At 55.4% G+C, this 18,372-nt stretch carries 20 protein-coding genes, 1 tRNA gene and 1 pseudogene; 15 read left to right on the top strand and 7 right to left on the bottom strand.

Features of this window, described 5'->3' with window-relative positions; translation table 11 throughout:
- Window positions 1-54: 54 nt before the first annotated feature.
- Entirely contained in the window at window positions 55-1,488 is a 1,434-nt protein-coding gene (locus C5F70_RS16985) for a M48 family metalloprotease (RefSeq protein WP_102617676.1), read from the bottom strand.
- A gap of 95 nt (window positions 1,489-1,583) precedes the next feature.
- On the opposite strand from C5F70_RS16985, the gene C5F70_RS16980 reads away from it, so the two are divergent.
- Window positions 1,584-1,823 (top strand): sulfurtransferase TusA family protein, encoded by a 240-nt coding sequence (locus C5F70_RS16980; protein WP_017844915.1) that lies wholly within the window; start codon window positions 1,584-1,586, stop codon window positions 1,821-1,823.
- Window positions 1,824-1,855: 32 nt separating this feature from the next.
- The gene (locus C5F70_RS16975; RefSeq protein WP_017844916.1) at window positions 1,856-2,926 is read left to right on the top strand and encodes an AI-2E family transporter; all 1,071 of its coding nucleotides are present in this window, start codon (window positions 1,856-1,858) and stop codon (window positions 2,924-2,926) included.
- Window positions 2,927-2,964: 38 nt separating this feature from the next.
- On the opposite strand, the gene C5F70_RS16970 is transcribed toward C5F70_RS16975, so the two are convergent.
- Window positions 2,965-3,438 (bottom strand): peroxiredoxin, encoded by a 474-nt coding sequence (locus C5F70_RS16970; RefSeq protein WP_046384366.1) that lies wholly within the window; start codon window positions 3,436-3,438, stop codon window positions 2,965-2,967.
- 10 nt (window positions 3,439-3,448) lie between these two features.
- Window positions 3,449-4,009, bottom strand: coding sequence for a glycine cleavage system protein R (locus C5F70_RS16965; protein ID WP_003172487.1), 561 nt, complete (start codon window positions 4,007-4,009; stop codon window positions 3,449-3,451).
- 273 nt (window positions 4,010-4,282) lie between these two features.
- On the opposite strand from C5F70_RS16965, the gene dapA reads away from it, so the two are divergent.
- The 6 genes from dapA (at window position 4,283) to C5F70_RS16935 (ending at window position 9,831) form a co-directional block, all read left to right on the top strand.
- Complete coding sequence (gene dapA, locus C5F70_RS16960; protein WP_017844918.1) at window positions 4,283-5,161, top strand: 4-hydroxy-tetrahydrodipicolinate synthase; 879 nt, start codon at window positions 4,283-4,285, stop codon at window positions 5,159-5,161.
- A 17-nt stretch (window positions 5,162-5,178) separates the two neighbouring features.
- Window positions 5,179-6,294, top strand: a complete 1,116-nt coding sequence (gene bamC / locus C5F70_RS16955; protein ID WP_017844919.1) for an outer membrane protein assembly factor BamC — start codon at window positions 5,179-5,181, stop codon at window positions 6,292-6,294.
- Window positions 6,295-6,298: 4 nt separating this feature from the next.
- Complete coding sequence (locus C5F70_RS16950; protein WP_017844920.1) at window positions 6,299-7,057, top strand: MBL fold metallo-hydrolase; 759 nt, start codon at window positions 6,299-6,301, stop codon at window positions 7,055-7,057.
- Between the two features lie 27 nt (window positions 7,058-7,084).
- On the top strand, window positions 7,085-7,798 hold the full coding sequence (gene purC, locus C5F70_RS16945) for a phosphoribosylaminoimidazolesuccinocarboxamide synthase (RefSeq protein WP_017844921.1): 714 nt from the start codon (window positions 7,085-7,087) through the stop codon (window positions 7,796-7,798).
- Window positions 7,799-7,881: 83 nt separating this feature from the next.
- A tRNA-Ser gene (locus tag C5F70_RS16940) sits at window positions 7,882-7,971 on the top strand.
- 453 nt (window positions 7,972-8,424) lie between these two features.
- Window positions 8,425-9,831, top strand: a complete 1,407-nt coding sequence (locus C5F70_RS16935) for a hypothetical protein (protein ID WP_104903772.1) — start codon at window positions 8,425-8,427, stop codon at window positions 9,829-9,831.
- 64 nt (window positions 9,832-9,895) lie between these two features.
- Here C5F70_RS16935 and C5F70_RS30615 read toward each other — a convergent pair whose 3' ends face one another.
- On the bottom strand, window positions 9,896-10,111 hold the full coding sequence (locus C5F70_RS30615; RefSeq protein ID WP_158683865.1) for a hypothetical protein: 216 nt from the start codon (window positions 10,109-10,111) through the stop codon (window positions 9,896-9,898).
- A 72-nt stretch (window positions 10,112-10,183) separates the two neighbouring features.
- On the opposite strand from C5F70_RS30615, the gene tnpB reads away from it, so the two are divergent.
- The 4 genes from tnpB to C5F70_RS16915 all read left to right on the top strand — a co-directional run bounded on the left by tnpB (window position 10,184) and on the right by C5F70_RS16915 (window position 12,739).
- On the top strand, window positions 10,184-10,543 hold the full coding sequence (tnpB, locus tag C5F70_RS16930; protein WP_256588293.1) for an IS66 family insertion sequence element accessory protein TnpB: 360 nt from the start codon (window positions 10,184-10,186) through the stop codon (window positions 10,541-10,543).
- 18 nt (window positions 10,544-10,561) lie between these two features.
- On the top strand, window positions 10,562-12,064 hold the full coding sequence (locus tag C5F70_RS16925; protein ID WP_104903771.1) for an IS66 family transposase: 1,503 nt from the start codon (window positions 10,562-10,564) through the stop codon (window positions 12,062-12,064).
- The gene (locus C5F70_RS16920) at window positions 12,061-12,369 is read left to right on the top strand and encodes a hypothetical protein (RefSeq protein WP_104903687.1); all 309 of its coding nucleotides are present in this window, start codon (window positions 12,061-12,063) and stop codon (window positions 12,367-12,369) included. Before C5F70_RS16925 ends, C5F70_RS16920 begins: the two co-directional genes overlap by 4 nt.
- 133 nt (window positions 12,370-12,502) lie before the next feature.
- Window positions 12,503-12,739: a hypothetical protein gene (locus tag C5F70_RS16915; RefSeq protein ID WP_104903770.1), complete on the top strand. Its 237-nt coding sequence runs from the start codon at window positions 12,503-12,505 to the stop codon at window positions 12,737-12,739.
- Window positions 12,740-12,833: 94 nt separating this feature from the next.
- Here C5F70_RS16915 and C5F70_RS16910 read toward each other — a convergent pair whose 3' ends face one another.
- A complete protein-coding gene (locus C5F70_RS16910) occupies window positions 12,834-13,694 on the bottom strand; it encodes a DUF6216 family protein (RefSeq protein ID WP_104903769.1) in 861 nt (286 codons plus the stop codon).
- A gap of 136 nt (window positions 13,695-13,830) precedes the next feature.
- Between C5F70_RS16910 and C5F70_RS16905 the strand changes: the two genes are divergently transcribed.
- Window positions 13,831-14,124, top strand: a complete 294-nt coding sequence (locus C5F70_RS16905; RefSeq protein WP_104903768.1) for a hypothetical protein — start codon at window positions 13,831-13,833, stop codon at window positions 14,122-14,124.
- Window positions 14,125-14,139: 15 nt separating this feature from the next.
- Here the strand turns inward: C5F70_RS16905 and C5F70_RS16900 are convergent.
- Window positions 14,140-14,934, bottom strand: a pseudogene (locus C5F70_RS16900) (EAL domain-containing protein); the annotation flags it as partial.
- 297 nt (window positions 14,935-15,231) lie between these two features.
- Between C5F70_RS16900 and C5F70_RS31580 the strand changes: the two are divergent.
- Window positions 15,232-15,573, top strand: a complete 342-nt coding sequence (locus C5F70_RS31580) for a helix-turn-helix domain-containing protein (RefSeq protein ID WP_017848706.1) — start codon at window positions 15,232-15,234, stop codon at window positions 15,571-15,573.
- A gap of 369 nt (window positions 15,574-15,942) precedes the next feature.
- Here C5F70_RS31580 and C5F70_RS16890 read toward each other — a convergent pair whose 3' ends face one another.
- On the bottom strand, window positions 15,943-16,881 hold the full coding sequence (locus C5F70_RS16890) for a LysR family transcriptional regulator (protein WP_017848707.1): 939 nt from the start codon (window positions 16,879-16,881) through the stop codon (window positions 15,943-15,945).
- Window positions 16,882-17,039: 158 nt separating this feature from the next.
- On the opposite strand from C5F70_RS16890, the gene C5F70_RS16885 reads away from it, so the two are divergent.
- Complete coding sequence (locus tag C5F70_RS16885; protein ID WP_046384359.1) at window positions 17,040-18,359, top strand: MFS transporter; 1,320 nt, start codon at window positions 17,040-17,042, stop codon at window positions 18,357-18,359.
- The last annotated feature ends 13 nt before the right edge of the window (window positions 18,360-18,372 follow it).

Here is an 18,372-nt window from a genome sequence, read left to right as displayed (position 1 = left end):
CAAAAAGCCCCGCCTTCGTTTAACGAGGGCGGGGCTTTTTTGTGGGCGGTGGGTTTAGCCCATCATTCCTTTCACCAAGCGTTCCTGTTCGATCAGCTCACGCTGGCGTGCGTCGATACGTGACGACAGTGGGAAGTTGCTGCCGGCACGGCGCTTGGCGAAGTCCAGTTGTTGAATGGCTTGCTGGAAGTCGCCGACCAGGGCGAAGTACTCGGCGCGCGCCTGGTGCAGGCCGATGATATTGCCGGACAAGCCGCGCGTTTCGGCGACCTGGTACCACACGTCCGGATCGTCCGGGCGCGACTTGAGCAAACCGTCCAGGGCCTTTTCCGCATCGGCGGTGCGGTTCTGTTTGAGTAAAAGGTCCACTCGCACCTGGTTCAGCGGATAGTTGCCGGGGTACTGGGTGAGCATCCGGTCAGTGCGTTGCTGGGCATCCGGCAAGCGGTTGCTGGTGATGTCCAGCTCGATCTGCGCCAGGTTGTAGGTAATGTCGTTGGGCGACTTGGCCAACAGCGGGGCCAGGTTTTCCCGGGCTTCCTTGAGCTTGGTCCCCTTGATTTGGGCGATGGCCAGACCATAGCGCGCCACGTCGCTTTTCGGGTTTTCGTCCAGTTGGGCCTGGAAGCGCTTGGCGGCGAGGCCTGGCGTGTCTTCGTATTTCAGCTGCACCCGTGCGCGAATCAATTGATAACGCAGGCTGTCTTCGGTGCCGCCGAGCTTGGCCTGTTCGGCGCGGTTGCGGGTGTCGGCGATGCGCGATTCGGTCACCGGGTGAGTCAGCAGGAATTCCGGCGGCTTGGCGTCGAAGCGGTATTGACGCATCAGGCGCTCGAACATGGTCGGCATGGAGCGTGGGTCGTAACCGGCTTTCTCCAGGTTGAGGATGCCGATGCGGTCGGCCTCTTGTTCATTCTGGCGCGAGAACCGCCGTTGTTCCTGGATCGCCGCGGCCTGGGTGCCGGCAATTGCAGCAATGCCGGCGTCGCCCGCACCGGCTGCGGCGGCAATGATGCCGCCGAGCATCGCGGCCATCATCGGGATCTGCATGCGCTGTTGCGCTTCGACGCCGCGGGCGAAGTGGCGCTGGGACAAGTGAGCCAATTCGTGGGCCAGCACCGAGGCGTATTCACCTTCGGTCTGGGCGTTGAGGAACAGCCCGCCGTTGACCCCGACGATACCGCCAGGCGCGGCAAAAGCGTTGAGCTGCGGGCTGTCGATCAGGATGAATTCCAGGCGGCGGTCATTGACCTGGCTGGTCTCCACCAGTTTGTACACGCTGGTTTCGACGTAATCCTTGAGCTGCGGATCGTTGAGCTGCGCGACCTGGCCGCGTAAATAGGCAAGCCAGGCGCGGCCCAGTTGGTATTCCTGTTGTGGCGAGACAATGGCTGAGCTGGCGTCGCCAAGTGACGGCAGGTCGTCGGCAAAGGCCGGGGAGGCCAGCAGGCAGGCCAGCGTCAGCAGGGTGGGGCGCAAAAAAGTCATGCACAGAGCCTTTCGACAAAGAGCTTACTGTAGCCGGACACTGAGCGTCGGACCAGATATTCTAAGCAGCCTGAACGCTTGCCCGGAGTAAAACCATGACCGACGCTGTAGCCTTTGATGCCGAACTCGATGCCAGCGGCCTCAATTGCCCGTTGCCTTTGCTCAAGGCCAAACTCGAACTCAATCGATTGGCCAGCGGCGCGGTGCTCAAAGTCATCGCCACGGATGCCGGTTCCCAGCGTGATTTCCGCACCTTTGCCAGGCTGGCCGGTCATACCCTGGTGCATGAAGAAGACGCCGCCGGTGTCTACCGTTATTGGTTGCGCAAGGCCTGAAGCGTCCGCTTCCCACCACCCGAGGTTGATTGATGTTCAAAGTGTTACGAGACTGGATTCAGCGCTACTTCTCCGACGAGGAAGCCGTGGTGCTGGCGGTCCTGCTGTTCCTGGCCTTTACCGCCGTCCTCACCCTGGGCGGCATGCTCGCTCCGGTGCTGGCGGGGATGGTGCTGGCCTACCTGATGCAGGGGTTGGTCACCACCCTGGAGCGTCTGCGCTTACCGGGTGCGGCGGCAGTGGGGCTGGTATTTGCTTTGTTCATGGGGCTGTTGCTGGTATTTATCGTGGTGGTCGTGCCACTGCTGTGGCACCAGTTGATCACCCTGTTCAATGAGTTGCCCGGCATGCTCGCCAAATGGCAGTCGCTGTTGCTGCTGTTGCCGGAGCGCTACCCGCATCTGGTGTCGGATGAGCAGGTATTGCAAGCCATCGAAGTGGCGCGCGGCGAGATCGGAAAGTTCGGGCAGTGGGCGGTGACCTTTTCCCTGTCCAGCCTGCCGTTGCTGGTCAACATCATGATCTACCTGGTGCTGGTGCCGATCCTGGTGTTTTTCTTCCTCAAGGACCGCGCGATGATCGGCCGCTGGGTAAGTGGCTATCTGCCGCGTGAGCGTGCGCTGATCACCCGGGTGGCCGAGGAGATGAACCGGCAGATCGCCAACTACATTCGCGGCAAGGTGATCGAGATCATCATCTGTGGCGGCGTGACCTACATCGCCTTTATTGCCCTGGACCTGAACTACGCGGCGCTGCTGGCATTGCTGGTGGGCATTTCAGTTGTGGTGCCGTATGTCGGCGCGGTGGTGGTGACGGTGCCGGTCACGTTGATCGCCCTGTTCCAGTGGGGCTGGAGCGACCAGTTCATCTACCTGATGGCGGTGTACGGCATCATCCAGACCCTGGACGGCAACGTACTGGTGCCGCTGCTGTTCTCGGAGGCGGTCAACCTGCATCCGGTGGCGATCATCTGCGCGGTATTGTTGTTCGGCGGGTTGTGGGGGTTCTGGGGCGTGTTCTTTGCGATCCCCCTGGCGACGCTGTTCAAGGCGGTGCTGGATGCATGGCCGCGGCAGGAACCGGTGGTGGCGCCCTTACTCTGAAGCGAGGGGAGGGCGCGTGCGCCCTCTCCCGATGATGCTCACGCGTTATGCAAAGCCTGGGCGGCCGCCAGCACGGCGTCCACATGCCCTGGCACTTTCACGCCACGCCATTCCTGGCGCAGCACGCCATCCTTGTCGATCAGGAAGGTGCTGCGATCCACGCCCAGGTATTCCTTGCCATACAGCTTCTTCAGCTTGATCACGTCAAACAGCTGGCAAACCGCTTCGTCCTTGTCGCTGATCAGCTCGAACGGGAATTCCTGCTTGCCCTTGAAGTTCTCATGGGACTTCACGCTGTCGCGCGACACGCCAAACACTTCGGTGTTGGCTGCCTTGAACGCTGCGTACTGGTCACGGAAACCCTGGCCTTCGGTGGTGCAACCCGGGGTGCTGTCCTTCGGGTAGAAGTAGATCACCACTTGCTTGCCCTTGAGGGCTGCGAGGCTGAAGGTCTGGCCGCTGGTGGCCTGGGCTTCGAAATCGGCTACGGGTTTGTCGATGACTACCGCCATGGGGGCTTCCTTACATTGGGTTCTGTGGGCGCCACGGCTCGATCAAGGCGTCGAGGTTCAGGGCATCGGCGAAGTCGAGGAACTGGTCGCGCAGCCAACTGATCTGCACGCCGGCCGGCAAGGTCACGGTAAACGTGGCGTTGAGCATGGTGCCGCCGGTTTGCGGTGCCTGGTAGGTGTCGCAGGTGAGGTTTTCCAGCTCGACGTTATGGTCGATGAAGAACTGGCACAACTCGTTGACGATGTCCGAGCGGTAGGCCGAGCTGACATACGCCACATAAGGCAGGGCCTGCGGGCGGTTTTCCAGCGCGGCGCTGCGTACCACATTGACGGTGAAGTCGTGCTTCTTGGCCAGGCCCGGCAGGCCGGTCTCCAGGCGTGCCAGAGCGTCCCAGGTGCCGGAAATCTGCAGCACCAGCGCACTGCACTCGCCATGGCGGGTGAGACGGGAGGTGACGACGGCGCAGCGGTTTTCATGGCTGGCGCGGCACAGGACGTTGGTCAGCTCCATGGGGTTGGCGCCGAGGGCACTGATAACAAGGAATTGTTCGCGAACTGTGGGGGTGGACATGCAGCCTTCCTAAAACGATGAGCGGTCGATACGGTGAGGGCTGTATCGATCAAAGCATGAAGGGTAGCGAAAAGCGTCGCCAAGGGATAGGAGGTGGCGTTTTCATTGCGTGATCGGCGGGTTTTTACCCCGTCTCGACCCGCACTTTCGCGCAATGATGGCAATGCCCGTCGTTTAGTTGCGCCAGAACGCATCCTCAGGCGGTACTTCGCTTGTACAAGCATCTTGGCGCCAGTACCATTACGGCTCTCTTTTTCCGGCAGGAGCGGTTGCATGATTGCGGGCAGTATGGTGGCACTGGTCACACCCATGGATGCACAAGGTCGTCTCGACTGGGATAGCCTGGGCAAACTGGTGGACTTCCACCTGCAAGAGGGCACCAACGCCATTGTGGCGGTCGGCACCACAGGTGAGTCGGCCACTCTCGACGTGGAAGAACACATCCAGGTCATCGAGTTCGTGGTCAAGCGTGTCGCGGGCCGTATCGCCGTGATCGCCGGTACGGGCGCCAACTCGACGCGTGAAGCGATCGAGCTGACCAGGAACGCCAAGAAAGCCGGCGCCGACGCCTGCCTGCTGGTGACCCCGTACTACAACAAGCCGACCCAGGAAGGCCTGTATCAGCACTTCCGCACCATTGCCGAAGCGGTCGATATCCCGCAGATCCTCTATAACGTGCCAGGTCGCACCGCGTGCGACATGAAGGCCGAGACCGTGATCCGCCTGTCCACCGTGCCGAACATCATCGGCATCAAGGAAGCCACCGGCGACCTGCAGCGCGCCAAGGACATCCTGGCAGGCGTGAGCAGCGACTTCCTGGTGTATTCCGGCGACGATGCCACCGCTGTCGAGCTGATCCTGCTGGGCGGCAAGGGCAACATCTCGGTGACCGCCAACGTGGCCCCGCGTGCCATGAGCGACATGTGCGCCGCCGCCCTCGCCGGCGATGCCGTGACCGCACGTGCGATTCACGAAAAACTGATGCCGCTCAACAAGACACTGTTTATCGAATCCAACCCTATTCCCGTGAAATGGGCGCTGTTCGAGATGGGCATGATGCCGGACGGTATCCGTCTGCCGCTCACCCGCCTCAGCGAAGCCTGTCACGAACCGCTGCGACAGGCCCTGCGCCAGTCCGGCGTCCTGGTTTAATTGAGGAAGCACTACGCATGAAGCGATTGGCCGGACTTTCCGCACTTGCCTTGATTATCTCCAGCACCAGCGGCTGCGGTTGGATCTGGGGCCCGGAAGGCTACTTCCGTGACCGCGGCAGCGATTACCTGGAAGCACAAGCAACCAAACCGATGCAACTGCCGCCGGACGTCAACGTCGCCAAGCGCCTTGACCCGTTGCTGCCGATTCCGCGCAATGTCGCCGACGACACCGCCAAGGGTGAGTACGTGGTGCCGCGTCCACAACCGATCTTGGCCGTGGCGAATACCAGCGACTACAGCCTGCAGAAGAGCGGCGACTCGCGTTGGATCGTGGCACAGCGCCCACCTGCCGAAGTCTGGCCGGTGGCGGTGCAGTTCTTCCAGGACAACGGTTTCCGCATCGACGAGCAGCGCCCGCAGACCGGTGAGTTCACCACGGCGTGGCAGCAGGGCAGCGAGCTGTCCGCCAGCATGGCCAAGCGTTTGCAGTCCGGCGGTATCGCCGCTGACAGCGAAGCCCGTGTACGTGTACGCATCGAGCCTGGCGTGCAGCGCAATACCAGTGAAGTCTATGTGGTCAGCGCCGAGCGTCCTGCCGGCAGCACGTCCAACGTCGAGTTCACCAACCGCTCGGTCAACACCGGCGTCGACGCCGCACTGGTCGACGAGATGCTGGCCAGCATGAGCCGCATTTCCGAGAAGGGCGGTTCGATCTCCCTGCTCGCCGCACGCGATTACGACACCCCGAGCCGCGTCAGCCTCACCGAAGACGGCAGCGGCAACGTGGTGCTGAACCTGGGTGAAGACCTGGATCGTGCCTGGGCCAGTGTTGGTCGCGCGTTGGAACAAGGCCCTTGGCGTGTTGAAGACATCAACCGCAGCCTGGGCCTGTACTACATCAACGTGGCGGAAAAAGCCGAGAAGAAAGACGCCGAGCCAGGTTTCTTCAGCAAATTGTTCGGCAGCGCGCCGACCAAGGAAGAGATCGAAACCCGCGCCGAGCGTTATCAGATTCGTTTGAGCAAGGTTGGCGAAAGCGTGCAAGTCACCGTCGAGAAGAACATCAACACCGTTGCGCCAGCTGAAACAGCGCGCAAGGTGTTGGGCGTGATTCAGGACAACCTGGGCTGATCCGATGCGTTTTGCCGTTCTCGGCAGCGGTAGCCAAGGGAACGGCACGCTGGTCGCTCAAGACGACACGTATGTGCTGGTGGATTGTGGTTTCTCGTTAAGAGAAACCGAGCGGCGCCTGCTGCGCCTGGGGGTTCACCCCTCGCAGCTGAGCGCGATTCTGGTGACCCACGAACATGCCGACCATGTGCATGGCGTGGGTTTGCTGTCTCGGCGCTACAATCTTCCGGTGTACCTGAGTCGCGGCACCTTGCGCGGGATGCGCAAACCCATTGAACCCGCAGGCTTCCTGGCCGGTGGCGAGCAACTGCAGATCGGTGCCTTGAGCATCGATGTGATTGCCGTGGCGCATGACGCCCAGGAGCCGACGCAGTATGTATTCAGTGGCGGCGAGCGACGTTTCGGCGTACTCACCGACCTGGGTTCCTACTGCGCCAAGGTGCTGGACGGTTACCGGGATCTCGATGCATTGATGATCGAGTCCAACCACTGCCGAGACCTGTTGGCTCGCGGTCATTACCCGTACTTTCTCAAGCAACGGGTAGGCGGCGAACTCGGGCATTTGAACAACCACCAGGCGGCGTACCTGGTGTATGAGTTGGGCTGGCAAGACCTGCAACACCTGGTCCTGGCCCACCTGAGCAGCAAGAACAACCTGCCGCAGCTGGCCCGGCAATGTTTTGTCGATACCCTTGGGTGCGACCCGGACTGGCTGCAACTGGCCGATCAAGATTCAGGGCTCGACTGGCGACACATCGCCTAGCCCACCTCACTCAAAGCGGAGCCCATCATGGAAAAACGTGAAGAACTCTACCGCGGCAAAGCCAAGTCGGTATACAAGACCGACGACGCCAACCGCCTGATCCTGCTGTTTCGCAACGACACTTCGGCGTTCGACGGCAAGCGCATCGAACAGCTTGATCGCAAAGGCATGGTGAACAACAAGTTCAACGCCTTCATCATGCAGAAACTCGAAGCGGCCGGCATTCCGACCCAATTCGACAAACTGCTGAGCGACAACGAGTGCCTGGTCAAGAAGCTGGACATGATCCCGGTCGAATGCGTCGTGCGTAACTACGCCGCTGGCAGCCTGGTCAAGCGCCTGGGCGTGGAGGAGGGCCTCAAGCTCAACCCTTACACGTTCGAGCTGTTCCTGAAGGACGACGCCAAGGGCGACCCGTTCATCAACGAATCCCACGTCGTGGCGTTCGGCTGGGGCACCGCCGAGCAACTGGCGCGCATGAAGGAACTGTCCCTCAAGGTCAACGACGTGCTGAGCAAGCTGTTCGACGACGCCGGCCTCTTGCTGGTCGACTTCAAGCTTGAATTCGGCGTGTTCCACGACGGCTCCATCGTCCTGGGCGACGAATTCAGCCCGGACGGCTGCCGCCTGTGGGACAAAGACACCAAGAAGAAGATGGACAAAGACCGCTTCCGCCAAGGCCTCGGTGATGTGATCGAAGCCTACGAAGAAGTCGCCAAGCGCCTCGGCGTACCGCTGTAATCGACGCAAGCATCTGATAGCACGGAAAAAAATCGCTTCGGCGCTTTGCTTTCCAGAGACAGGCTGTTATGATGCGCGCCGTTGGAGAGATGCCAGAGTGGCCGAATGGGACGGATTCGAAATCCGTTGTACCTTCACCGGTACCTAGGGTTCGAATCCCTATCTCTCCGCCATTATTAAAAAGTCCTTATAAATCAATGATTTAGAAGGATTCGAAAGTGGCGATTTGTAGCAGTGATTTGTAGCAAAATTTGTAGCGAATTTTGATTGCAAGCTGACCTACAGATCGCCATTTTTTTTCGCCTGCCGTTTGACCTTTCTGCTGCTCGTTCTGAGCTTCTTTGGCCTCCGTGGCTACGTCTTCCTATCTGTTGATGTTCTGGTGCCTCTAGTGAGGCTCTGAGCCGTTATCCTGCTTGGTTCTGGATCGAGGTCGCTGAAGGTGCGGGGACTTGTACCCGTGCCTTTGGGGGCCGAAAAGCAGATCTATTTCGGATATGGTATCTCTGTCAGTTGGCAGACGTGCAAAGCTGCACTGACGTATGGGCCGTATCATCTGATACGACTTTTCTAGTCCTCAAGGTAATACAGTAGACGTTTAAACGACTTGAAAGTTGGAGAAATGAATGGACAAGGAATATGTAGTGGATTTTGATGAGTGGGTAAAACCATTCGGTAAAGTTTCTCAACATTTGGATGAGGATTTTTCAAGTCTCTTGACAGAGCTGTTACACCTAATTAGGGGGACTAACGTCACACATAGCTCCGATAAAACAAACATCGAAGACAGCAAGATGAAGTTTGTGGCGAATATGCATGCTGAATGGAAAAAGGCTGAAAAGCTGATTTCTTCGAATGTTTATGTTTGTCTTTGTGACATTGAAGAGATTGAGAAGAGAAAAATAAAATTTCACATTGATAAAGATTTTGAAAATAAGAAAATATGTATCAGGAAAATAAAAGATAAGTCTGTGCGTATTAGGATATTAAGGCGTTTTTATGATGCGATAGTTTGGTCGTTTGTGCGAGGGGAACACTCTACTATAAGGAGGTTCTTTACTCCGTCTAATATTGATAATCTATCCAAGAAAAATATTGAAGATGGTTCTGTCTTTTTAGAAAAAGCTAACGCTGATAGATTTAATATTGCTATAAATGCCGATATTACTACGTTTATGCATTCTGGTGATGCTCTTGTGTTCAATCCGTTCAAAGGGACTACTTTGGTTGAAGTAAAAACCGGTCATAAGAACAGTAAAATATGCGAAGATGTAAGGAAATATACCTCTCCCGAAAATCTTTCTCAGGTTGATGAGTTTGTTGCCGGCTTAAATGAGAAAGATAGGCAGCAGTTTGGTAGGATAAGAAAGCAGTTAGAGCTAAGCCGTAGTATTGTAGATGTATTAAATAACGGGATAGGGGTGGATTACAGCACGGGACAAAATGTGGTCACGCCGACAACAAGTATCACCTCAGATTTTTTTTCAACAGAAATTGTTTCTCTTTATGAGTCACTTTCCGAAAAGAAAACGTGGGCAATTGATGTTATAGATGAATGCCTGTATTTGGGAGTGTACTCGGACCAACGTTCGGCTATTTTAGGGTTTAACGGCTGGATGGGGGTGATGGAGTGTAAGTCTCCAGTCTTTAACATACTTGATTTTTTGAAGGACCCACTGGCACCGCCTCTACCTTATTTGGATTTACCGACACCATTGCTCGACGACATAATGAAAGATAAGGTTGTGGTTGTGATGTGTCTCGATGTTGTAGGTTTTATTGAAAAGGTGAATAAAAAATACGGTGATTATCTGTTTTTTCTAGAAAAGAAAGAGAGTAGAAAGCATTTGGATAGCTTGAATGCAATGTGGTCTTATGAAGGCCGGGTGGTTGGTTATAAAAACGGCACTGGTACCGGAGTGTTGGGTTATGGGGTAGTTACCCGAATTCTTTACGATTTTCAAAGGCCGTTGAATATGATTGCCCAGCTCAAAGATTTAGACGCTAGGTCAGGTTCTGTCGGCGGAGCTTAATCACTCTAAGCATGTGTGGAATATATAAGTTAGGTCATTCCTACGGCGTAGGAGTGATATTTTATTATGGCTTCATTTTTTCCATTATGCGTTTTTTGTATTCGTCTGCGTCTGTATCTATCTTTGTTTTTGCTGCTTCCCAATGCTCTTTGTAAGTCGCCCTATATCGCTCAATTAGTGTAAGGGTAATATTATTAAGGTTTTGTTGTTTTACTTTGTTGTCGGGTCTGCCGAACTCTCGCACTAATACATCGTTGGAGATTGATTGTAAGCGATCCATCACCTACACATTCAAAGCCGCCCATTGAAGCCTGATGCTGTGCTCCCGATCTCTTTACGGAGCCAGCACCTCATGATGCGTCCCGACGCCAAAGTCGAAAAAGTCTACCTCTACCCCAAGCCCGTGGATTTTCGAAAATCCATCGACGGCCTCGCCGCCCTGGTCGAGCTGGATATCAAGGTGGTGGTATTCGACCCGGTACTTTTTGTTTTTCTAAATCGCCCCCGTAACCGGGTGAAAATCCTTTACTGGGAGCGCAATGGCTTTTGCCTTTGGCTCAAGCGCCTGGAGTCCGAGCGTTTCAAAACCTCGCCCGACGCGACTGACGAAGCCATCGTATTGAGCGTCCAGGAACTGAACTGGCTGCTTGACGGTTTTGACCTGTGGCGCAACCGTCCGCATCAGGTTTTGACGCCGCGATTTGTTGCTTGATTGGGTATAATCCTGGCCATGACTTCGATGCCCGACAACCATCCCGATGACCCGGCTGCGCTCAAGCAATTACTTGCTCAGATGCAGTCGAAAGTCGCTCTTCTTGAAGAGGAAAATGCACTGCTTCGTCAGCGCCTGTTCGGACGAAAATCTGAGCAAACCGTTGATCCGATGACACCACAGCTGCCGTTGTTCAATGAAGCTGAAAGTATCGCCACGCCAGTGCCCGTTGATGCTGAGGAAGAAGTTGTCGCTCCGACCAAACGCCGTGGCAAACGCAAGCCTCTACCCGCTAACTTGCCACGAATCGAAGTCATCCACGAACTCCCCGAACACGAACTGACCTGCATTTGCGGCTGCCGCAAACATACCATCGGCGAAGAAACCAGCGAACAGCTGGAGATCGTGCCGATGCAGATCCGGGTGATCAAACACATCCGCAAGGTCTACGGCTGCCGTGGTTGTGAAACTGCACCGGTCACCGCCGACAAAACCGCGCAACTGATCGAAAAAAGCATGGCCAGCCCCAGCGTGTTGGCCATGTTGCTGACCGCCAAGTATGTCGATGGCCTGCCGCTGCACCGTTTCGAAAAAGTCCTCGCTCGCCACGGTGTCGATATCCCGCGTCAAACCCTGGCGCGCTGGGTGATCCAGTGCTGCGAACACTTCCAACCGCTGTTGAATCTGATGCGTGATCGGTTACTGGAAAGTCCGATTGTTCACTGCGATGAAACGCGAGTGCAGGTGCTCAAAGAGCCAGGTCGAGACCCGACCAGCCAATCCTGGATGTGGGTACAAGCCAGCGGCCCACCGGCGCGACCAATCCTTCTTTTTGACTACACCACCAGTCGAGCGCAGGAGGTGCCGTTGCGGCTGCTCGGCGACTATCGTGGCTATTTGATGACTGACGATTACGCCGGCTATAACGCCTTGGCCGCGCAGCCGAGTGTCGAGCGTTTGGCTTGTATGGCCCATGTACGGCGCAAGTTTGTCGATGCGCAGAAAGTGCAGCCCAAGGGTAAAACCGGTCGGGCCGATGTTGCGCTGACGATGATCAACAAGTTGTACGGTATCGAACGTGATTTGAAAGAAATGACGGATGAGCAGCGCTTTGCCGGTCGCCAGGAAAAGAGCTTGCCGGTGCTCGCGCAGTTGAAAAGCTGGCTGGAGAAAACTCAGCCGCAAGTCGCATCGCAAAGTGCTCTCGGCAAGGCGCTCAGTTATCTGGGTAGCAACTGGAGCCGGCTGGAACGTTACGTGGAGGCCGGTTTTTTACCGATCGACAACAATGCCGCCGAAAGAGCGATAAAGCCGTTTGTCATAGGGCGCAAGGCATGGTTATTCAGCGATACGCCCAAGGGCGCCACCGCCAGTGCGCAGATCTACAGTCTGGTCGAAACGGCTAAAGCCAACGGCCAGGAGCCCTATACGTGGCTGCGCCACGTACTGGAGCGATTACCGCAGGCTGAATCAGTTGAAGATGTTGAGGCGTTACTACCCTGGAATTGGAGGGCATCATGAGTATCAACATTGATCATCTGAGCGTCGATGAGTTAGTGACATTGAATCATCACATTATCGAACGGCTGAAGATGTTGGAGTCATTGGAGGCTCATAAATCGATGATGCAGTTCCATCCGGGAGCACGGGTAAGCTTCGATTCACCCAATGGTGAGCGCCTGTCCGGTACCGTTATGAAGTTCAACCGCAAAACCGTCACAGTGGTAACCGACACCGGCCAGCGCTGGAATATTTCGCCGCACTTACTGTCACCGATCAAAAACGTACAGGCGGGGATGGTGGTGGATATCAGGCCGAAAAAATGAAGTAACTGTGCCGAGAATCGTCTCCGCGCCAGCATGATTTGATTCCTCCCCACCTCAGGCGCCGTCTGTTTGGATAGGTGGGGTTTATGGATCAGTTACTCTCCAACAACCCGATCATGGCGGGCGTCTGACCGTGAAACACTGGAAACCCGGACGGCTGCGCGCCGCCTTGCAGCAGTGGCTCGGCGTTCCCGTCGGCTTGGCTGAAAGGGCCTTCTGGCAAGAGTGGTTCAGCACCTCCAGCAGTGGCAACGCCGTGTCGGTCGATTCCGCCATGCGGCTGGACAGCATCTTCGGCGCTTCGCTGTCAGCGGAAGAGGCCGCAGCGAAGGTCTTCGCCAAACGTCCTATGAGCCTGCTCGTAGTCTAGAAAAGGCATTAGATAGGTTTCGGAGTGTGATCAATCAAGCGAGGCGACTCTAACGGTGTAATGTAAGAGTCGCAAAGCTATTCAGCTGGATGGGTTATTTTTTGAAAATTTGTTTTTTGGGCGGATGAATTTTTTCGTGGAGTTTTTTTGCAACACCTGATCTGGATATTCGCACCAATATACAGAACACGGAGAAAATCGAAATTGCGACGATTGCCAGAAGAAGCCCTCGTTGCCCCTTGAGCCCATTGTTTACATGCTCACGGTATTTGTCCTCGCCAAAGAGCGAGCAGATGATGTTGATGTTTTTTTCTGAGAACTCGTGATTGATAAATTTTTTAAGTGATTCCGGTGACTGGCACTCTTTCTCTGTTAGCGTTGGGTTGGATCTGAAAAAGCTGAATTTGGCATCACCCTCGGATAGGTAAAATGACGGAGCTTCCGGAGCGTCTTTCAATGAAACCATCAGGTATTTTGCGTTCGTAAGTGGTACTGAAATGCTGATAATTACGAAGAAAAAGAAGAGTAGCGCAAAAAACGCACATTGAGCATTTTTCGAAAACAGGGCCTCTTTAAATTTTAGGCTGTTAAAGTTTTTCCAGTCTATATATTTTCTTGCTCGTGCAACATCTCTATGGCAGAAGCCATTTTTCTTGATCCATTCCTCGGCGAGTTTGGTGTCAGTCAAGTTCTGTGCGGGTATGTTGAACTCGAATCGGTAGTATTCAACTTCCCTGAGGTTTTTTCGTACTTGTTCGTAGCCTTCGGTTTCAAATTTTGTGGAGCCGCCGAAAAAGCGCCACATTAAGTCGCGTAGGAATATCAGCGAGCCTGAGCGCGAATAAATGTACAAGGCTAACAAGCAGATGGCGATACCGCTAACTAAGCTTGCCAGTGTTGCATAGTTTTCAAATGTCCAGTTTACGATGTTGTCGTTGAAGTTTTGCTGTGCCACAGAGTCATCCTTGATTTAGTTCTGATGGAAGGTTTTATTGGCTGTTTAGCCATTAAGCAATAGGCATTTTTAACTCGTCCTTAAGTTATTTGTGTCTGCGACGATAGCGCTCTATGCCCTACAGGGAGGATAACCCATGTCCGACACCACCCGCGACCAGTTCAAACAGGTTTCCTCCGAGCTGGAGTGTGCCTCCGGCGCCTTCAGCAAACAGGCTGAGGAGACCATGAGCGAAGCGCGCAAGGCTGGCGGTTTATCCGAGCAAACCAAGGCCACCGTGCCTGAGGAATCCGTTGCCTGGATCTCTGAGCTGCAGTTGGCCAGAAAATGCAAGGACGCTTCCAGGTTTAGCCACTTTGCACCGGGTTGGATATTAGAGAAACCTTGCGAAGGTCTGCACTTCAGTCAGCGCTCGACATTGAATTTTTGACATGCCACGAACCATTCAATTGTCTTTGAGCCAATTATCTATGTGCGAATGATGCATGGGCTGTGAAAAGTAATAACCTTGGACAAAAAAACAACCCAGGCTAATCAATGCTTCCAATTCCTCGCGAGTTTCCACGCCCTCGGCTATACATTCCAGTTGCATGTCACTGCTCAAAGCAACTAGAGACTTTACAATTTTGTAGCGGGTGGGGTTTTCATCAATGCCAGTAATAAAGGTTCGATCTATTTTTATTTTAGTGAGCGCCAGCGAAAGTAGTTGGCTAAGGCTGGAGTATCCAGTGCCGAAATCGTCAAGGGCCACTCCGCAACCTAGCCGACAGAACCTGTCAATAGTATGTTGCACTTTAACAACATCCTGCATGATCGCTGTTTCGGTTATTTCCAGGTCCAGTCGCCTGGCGTCGAAATGGCTGGCCTTGATGATTTCGATTATTTGTCCGGCGATTTCGTCTGAAGCGCAGTCGTGCGCGGACAAGTTAAAAGAAAGGCAAATGTGACGGGGCCAGTCAGAGGCAATCAGCAATGCCTTGCCGAGCAGGTGAGTGGTCAGGCGATTTATCAGGCCGATCCGCTCGGCAATCGGAATGAACTGGCCGGGAGGCACGTCACCTAGCTCTGGGCTGTTCCAGCGTGCCAATGCCTCGAACGCTACGGTGCGCCAGCTGCGCAAATCAATCACCGGCTGAAAAACCAGGCTGAATTCGTGCTCGATATCGACCTGGCGTAACGCCTGTTCGATCATGCCTTGTCGTGTCAGTTGTTGAAGGTGGGAAGGTGTGAGCATGAACGTTTACCCCCAGTTACCCAACCATAGGCAATAGGAGCGGTGTTTTTTGACCTGTAACGACAAATAACTGCTGGGTGCTTCTCAAACGCGGGTACCTGCAGGCACCAAAAATCAATCGCATTTTCCGGCAGGCATAATTTTCGGCGTCCATGGGAAAATTCCTTAGCAATTCAACATCGTTCAGATAGTCAAAAAATGACTATACTGAAATTGGCTAGAAAATAATAGCAATCTAGCCTTTTTATGATCTTCCTGGGGAGGTGAATAGGTGTAAGCATTTGATTTTAAGTGATATTTCAGATGAAGCAAAGTGCCACTATACGTATAGGCAAGCGAATCAAGCACTTACGACTAGACAATAAATGGACACAGGCCGCCCTTGCCGAAGCACTGGGGTGTGAGTCGATGACAGTGAGTCGTTACGAGAGGGGCGAATACGCCCCTAGCATCGAGATGTTGGAGCGAATCGCTGACGTCCTGGGCGTGGGACTGGATGCTTTTTTTACGAGCCGGGATCACGCTGAACCAACCGCCGCGAGCCTTCGCCACTGCCTATGCGACATTGCCTATCAAGCAGATGAAATGTCGCTGAAAGAAATTATTGGCGCCGCAAAAAGGATCTTGAAGAATCGAGAACAATAGAAGTGCTCGGTTCAATTCACCTGATAGGTGGCGCAAAATACTGAGTAGAGTCAGGGGCGGTTTATTGTTTTTGAATGTGGTTGTTTACGCTTCATTAAGTATAGGAACGTATGATGTTATTCCTGTTCCTGCTGCTAGATGAATGCATCAGGGATGTGTTCGTTGGTGTTGATGAGCTTTTTTAAAGTTCGGCCTGGCCGGTGTGACAGGTGTCATTAATTGGCGAAGCAAAAACAATGTTTTCAACGAGCTGAACTTTAGTTGACGAGGAAAGAGTCTACAAAGTTCGCCGAAGTCCAGAATGAACAAGCCAAGGCCCTATTGAGTTCGCCTGAGAGAACCGTCTGATAAATCGCTGAATACATTCGACTACCGCGCCAGACGAGCCAACAAACTGTCGATAAACACTGTTTCTGCGCGACTCATCTTCTGCTCCCGATGCCACAACACATGGATATCCACATCCGCAATCCCCTCATCCGGCGGTAATCGCCAGAGCAGTCCGTTCTGCACATCCTCCGCCACCACATGAATCGGCAGGCAGCCCAGGCCAAACCCGGCGATAACCAGGCGGCGCACTTCTTCCAAGCTGGAAGACGACGCCACGATCCGCCCGCTGAACCCCTGCTGATCGCGGAATATGGTCAACGGCGAGAGCATCCCGCCGATCTGGTCGCTGGTAAAACTGACGAAGTTTTCCGACTGCAAGTCCCCTTCGGCCAAGCCGCTGCGGCCGAACAGTGGGTGGTGTTTGCCGCAGAAAAAACCATAGCGCTGGTGCAGGAACAGATGTTGTTCCAGGCGCGGCTGTGGCCGGCGGTTGAGGCTCAGGCCCAGGGTGGCGGTTTTTTCCAGCAGGGCGGCGACGATGTCGGAGCTGCGCATTACCTCGACCTCCAGGTCGACCCGCGGGTGTTCGCGGTGAAACTCGGCCAGGAACTCATCGAAGGTGTTGGAGTTGATGCGGCTGATCATCAGCAGGCGCACTTTGCCGATCACTTCATCGCCGGGTTTTTGCAGGGCGTTGCTCATCTGCGAGACCTGGCCGTACATCTCGCCGGCGATGGCGAAGATCTGTTCGCCGGCCTCGGTCAGTACGAAGCGCGGGCCACGGCGGGCGATGAGTTGGCAGTCGAGTTGTTCTTCCAGGCGTTTGAGGGCCTGGCTGATGGCCGGCTGAGTCAGGTGCAGGCGTGCGGCGGCGCGGCTGATGCTCAGTTCCTGGCCAATGACGCGGAAGGTGCGTAGCAGGTTCCAGTCCAGGCGGTCGTTGAGCAGCGGGTGAATATCGCGACGGGTTTCGGGCATGGCGCGGCTCAATAATAAGCAGGATTTATAATTGGAATAATAAATAGAAAATTGACTAATCATAGCCCCGCGACGATAAATCACCCTCAACAAGCGCCATCAGAGCGCATGCGTTCGACCTTTCTCCTGCCAAAAAAATAACCAAAGGAGCCCGCCCCATGAAGCCTTCCGCTTCGCCCCAGCCTCGCCGTGCTGCGGCCGCCGCTTTCATCGGCACCATGATCGAGTGGTACGACTTTTATATCTACGCCACCGCCGCCGCGTTGGTGTTCGGTCAGCTGTTTTTCCCTTCCGAAGATAAATTGTTCAGCACCATGGCCGCGTTCGGCACCTTTGCCGTGGGCTTTTTCGCGCGGCCGCTGGGCGGCATTGTGTTCGGGCATATCGGCGATCGCATCGGCCGCAAGAAGTCGCTGGTGATCACTCTGGTCATGATGGGCGTGGTCACGGTGTGCATCGGGTTGTTGCCGAGCTACGCACAGATCGGCGTCGCGGCGCCGGTCCTGCTGGTGCTGTTGCGCATCGTGCAGGGCATCGCCGTCGGTGGCGAGTGGGGCGGGGCGGTGTTGATGGCCGGCGAGCACGCGCCAAAGGGCCGCCGCAATTTCTTTGCCTCCTTTGCTCAGTTGGGCAGCCCGGCGGGCTTGATTCTGTCGCTGCTGGCGTTCAGCGCGGTGACCCGTTTGCCCGAAGAAGACCTGCTCAGTTGGGGCTGGCGCCTGCCGTTCCTGGCCAGCGCCTTGCTGTTGATCGTTGGCCTGGCGATTCGCCTGGGGGTGAACGAGTCGCCTGAGTTCCTCGAAGACAAAGCCTTGGCCGAAAAGGCACGGGCGCTCAAGCCGGACCAGGCCCCGGTGATCGAGGTGCTGAAGACCGCCTGGCGCCCGCTGCTGCTGTGCATCGGTGCCAACACCCTGGGTATCGCCGGCGTGTATTTCACCAACACCTTTATGATTGCCTACAGCACTCAGCAACTGGGCCTACCGCGCTCGTTGATTTTGGAGTGCCTGTTCGTCGTCGCCATCATCCAGTTCTGCGTACAGCCCCTGGCGGCCTGGGTCGCGGAGAAGGTCGGCGCCACGCGTTTCCTCTGCGCGATGACGGTGCTGGCGATGGCGTCGCCTTACCCGATGTTCGTGCTGGTCAGCAGCGGTGAGGCGCCGTTGATCATCCTCGGCATCGCCCTGGCGGTGGTGTGCATGGCTTCGTTTTATGCGGTGATCGCGGGCTTTGTCAGCGGCCTGTTTGAAACCCGCGTGCGCTACACCGCGATTTCCCTGGCCTATCAGGTGTGCGGTGCGCTGGCCGGTGGCCTGACGCCGTTGATCGGCACCTGGCTGGCCCACGAATACCAAGGCCAATGGTGGCCGATGGCAGTGTTTTACAGCCTGATCGCGGCGGTCTCGCTGGTGAGCGTATTGGCCTTGTCGCGCCGCCACGCCACTGCCCACCGTCTGGAAATGGCCCCTGGTGTTTAATGGAGCGGGTGCA

Origin of the sequence: Pseudomonas sp. LH1G9, assembly GCF_002949975.1 — a bacterium.
GTDB classification, from domain to species: domain Bacteria; phylum Pseudomonadota; class Gammaproteobacteria; order Pseudomonadales; family Pseudomonadaceae; genus Aquipseudomonas; species Aquipseudomonas veronii.
This window is presented reverse-complemented; position numbering and strand designations above follow the sequence as displayed.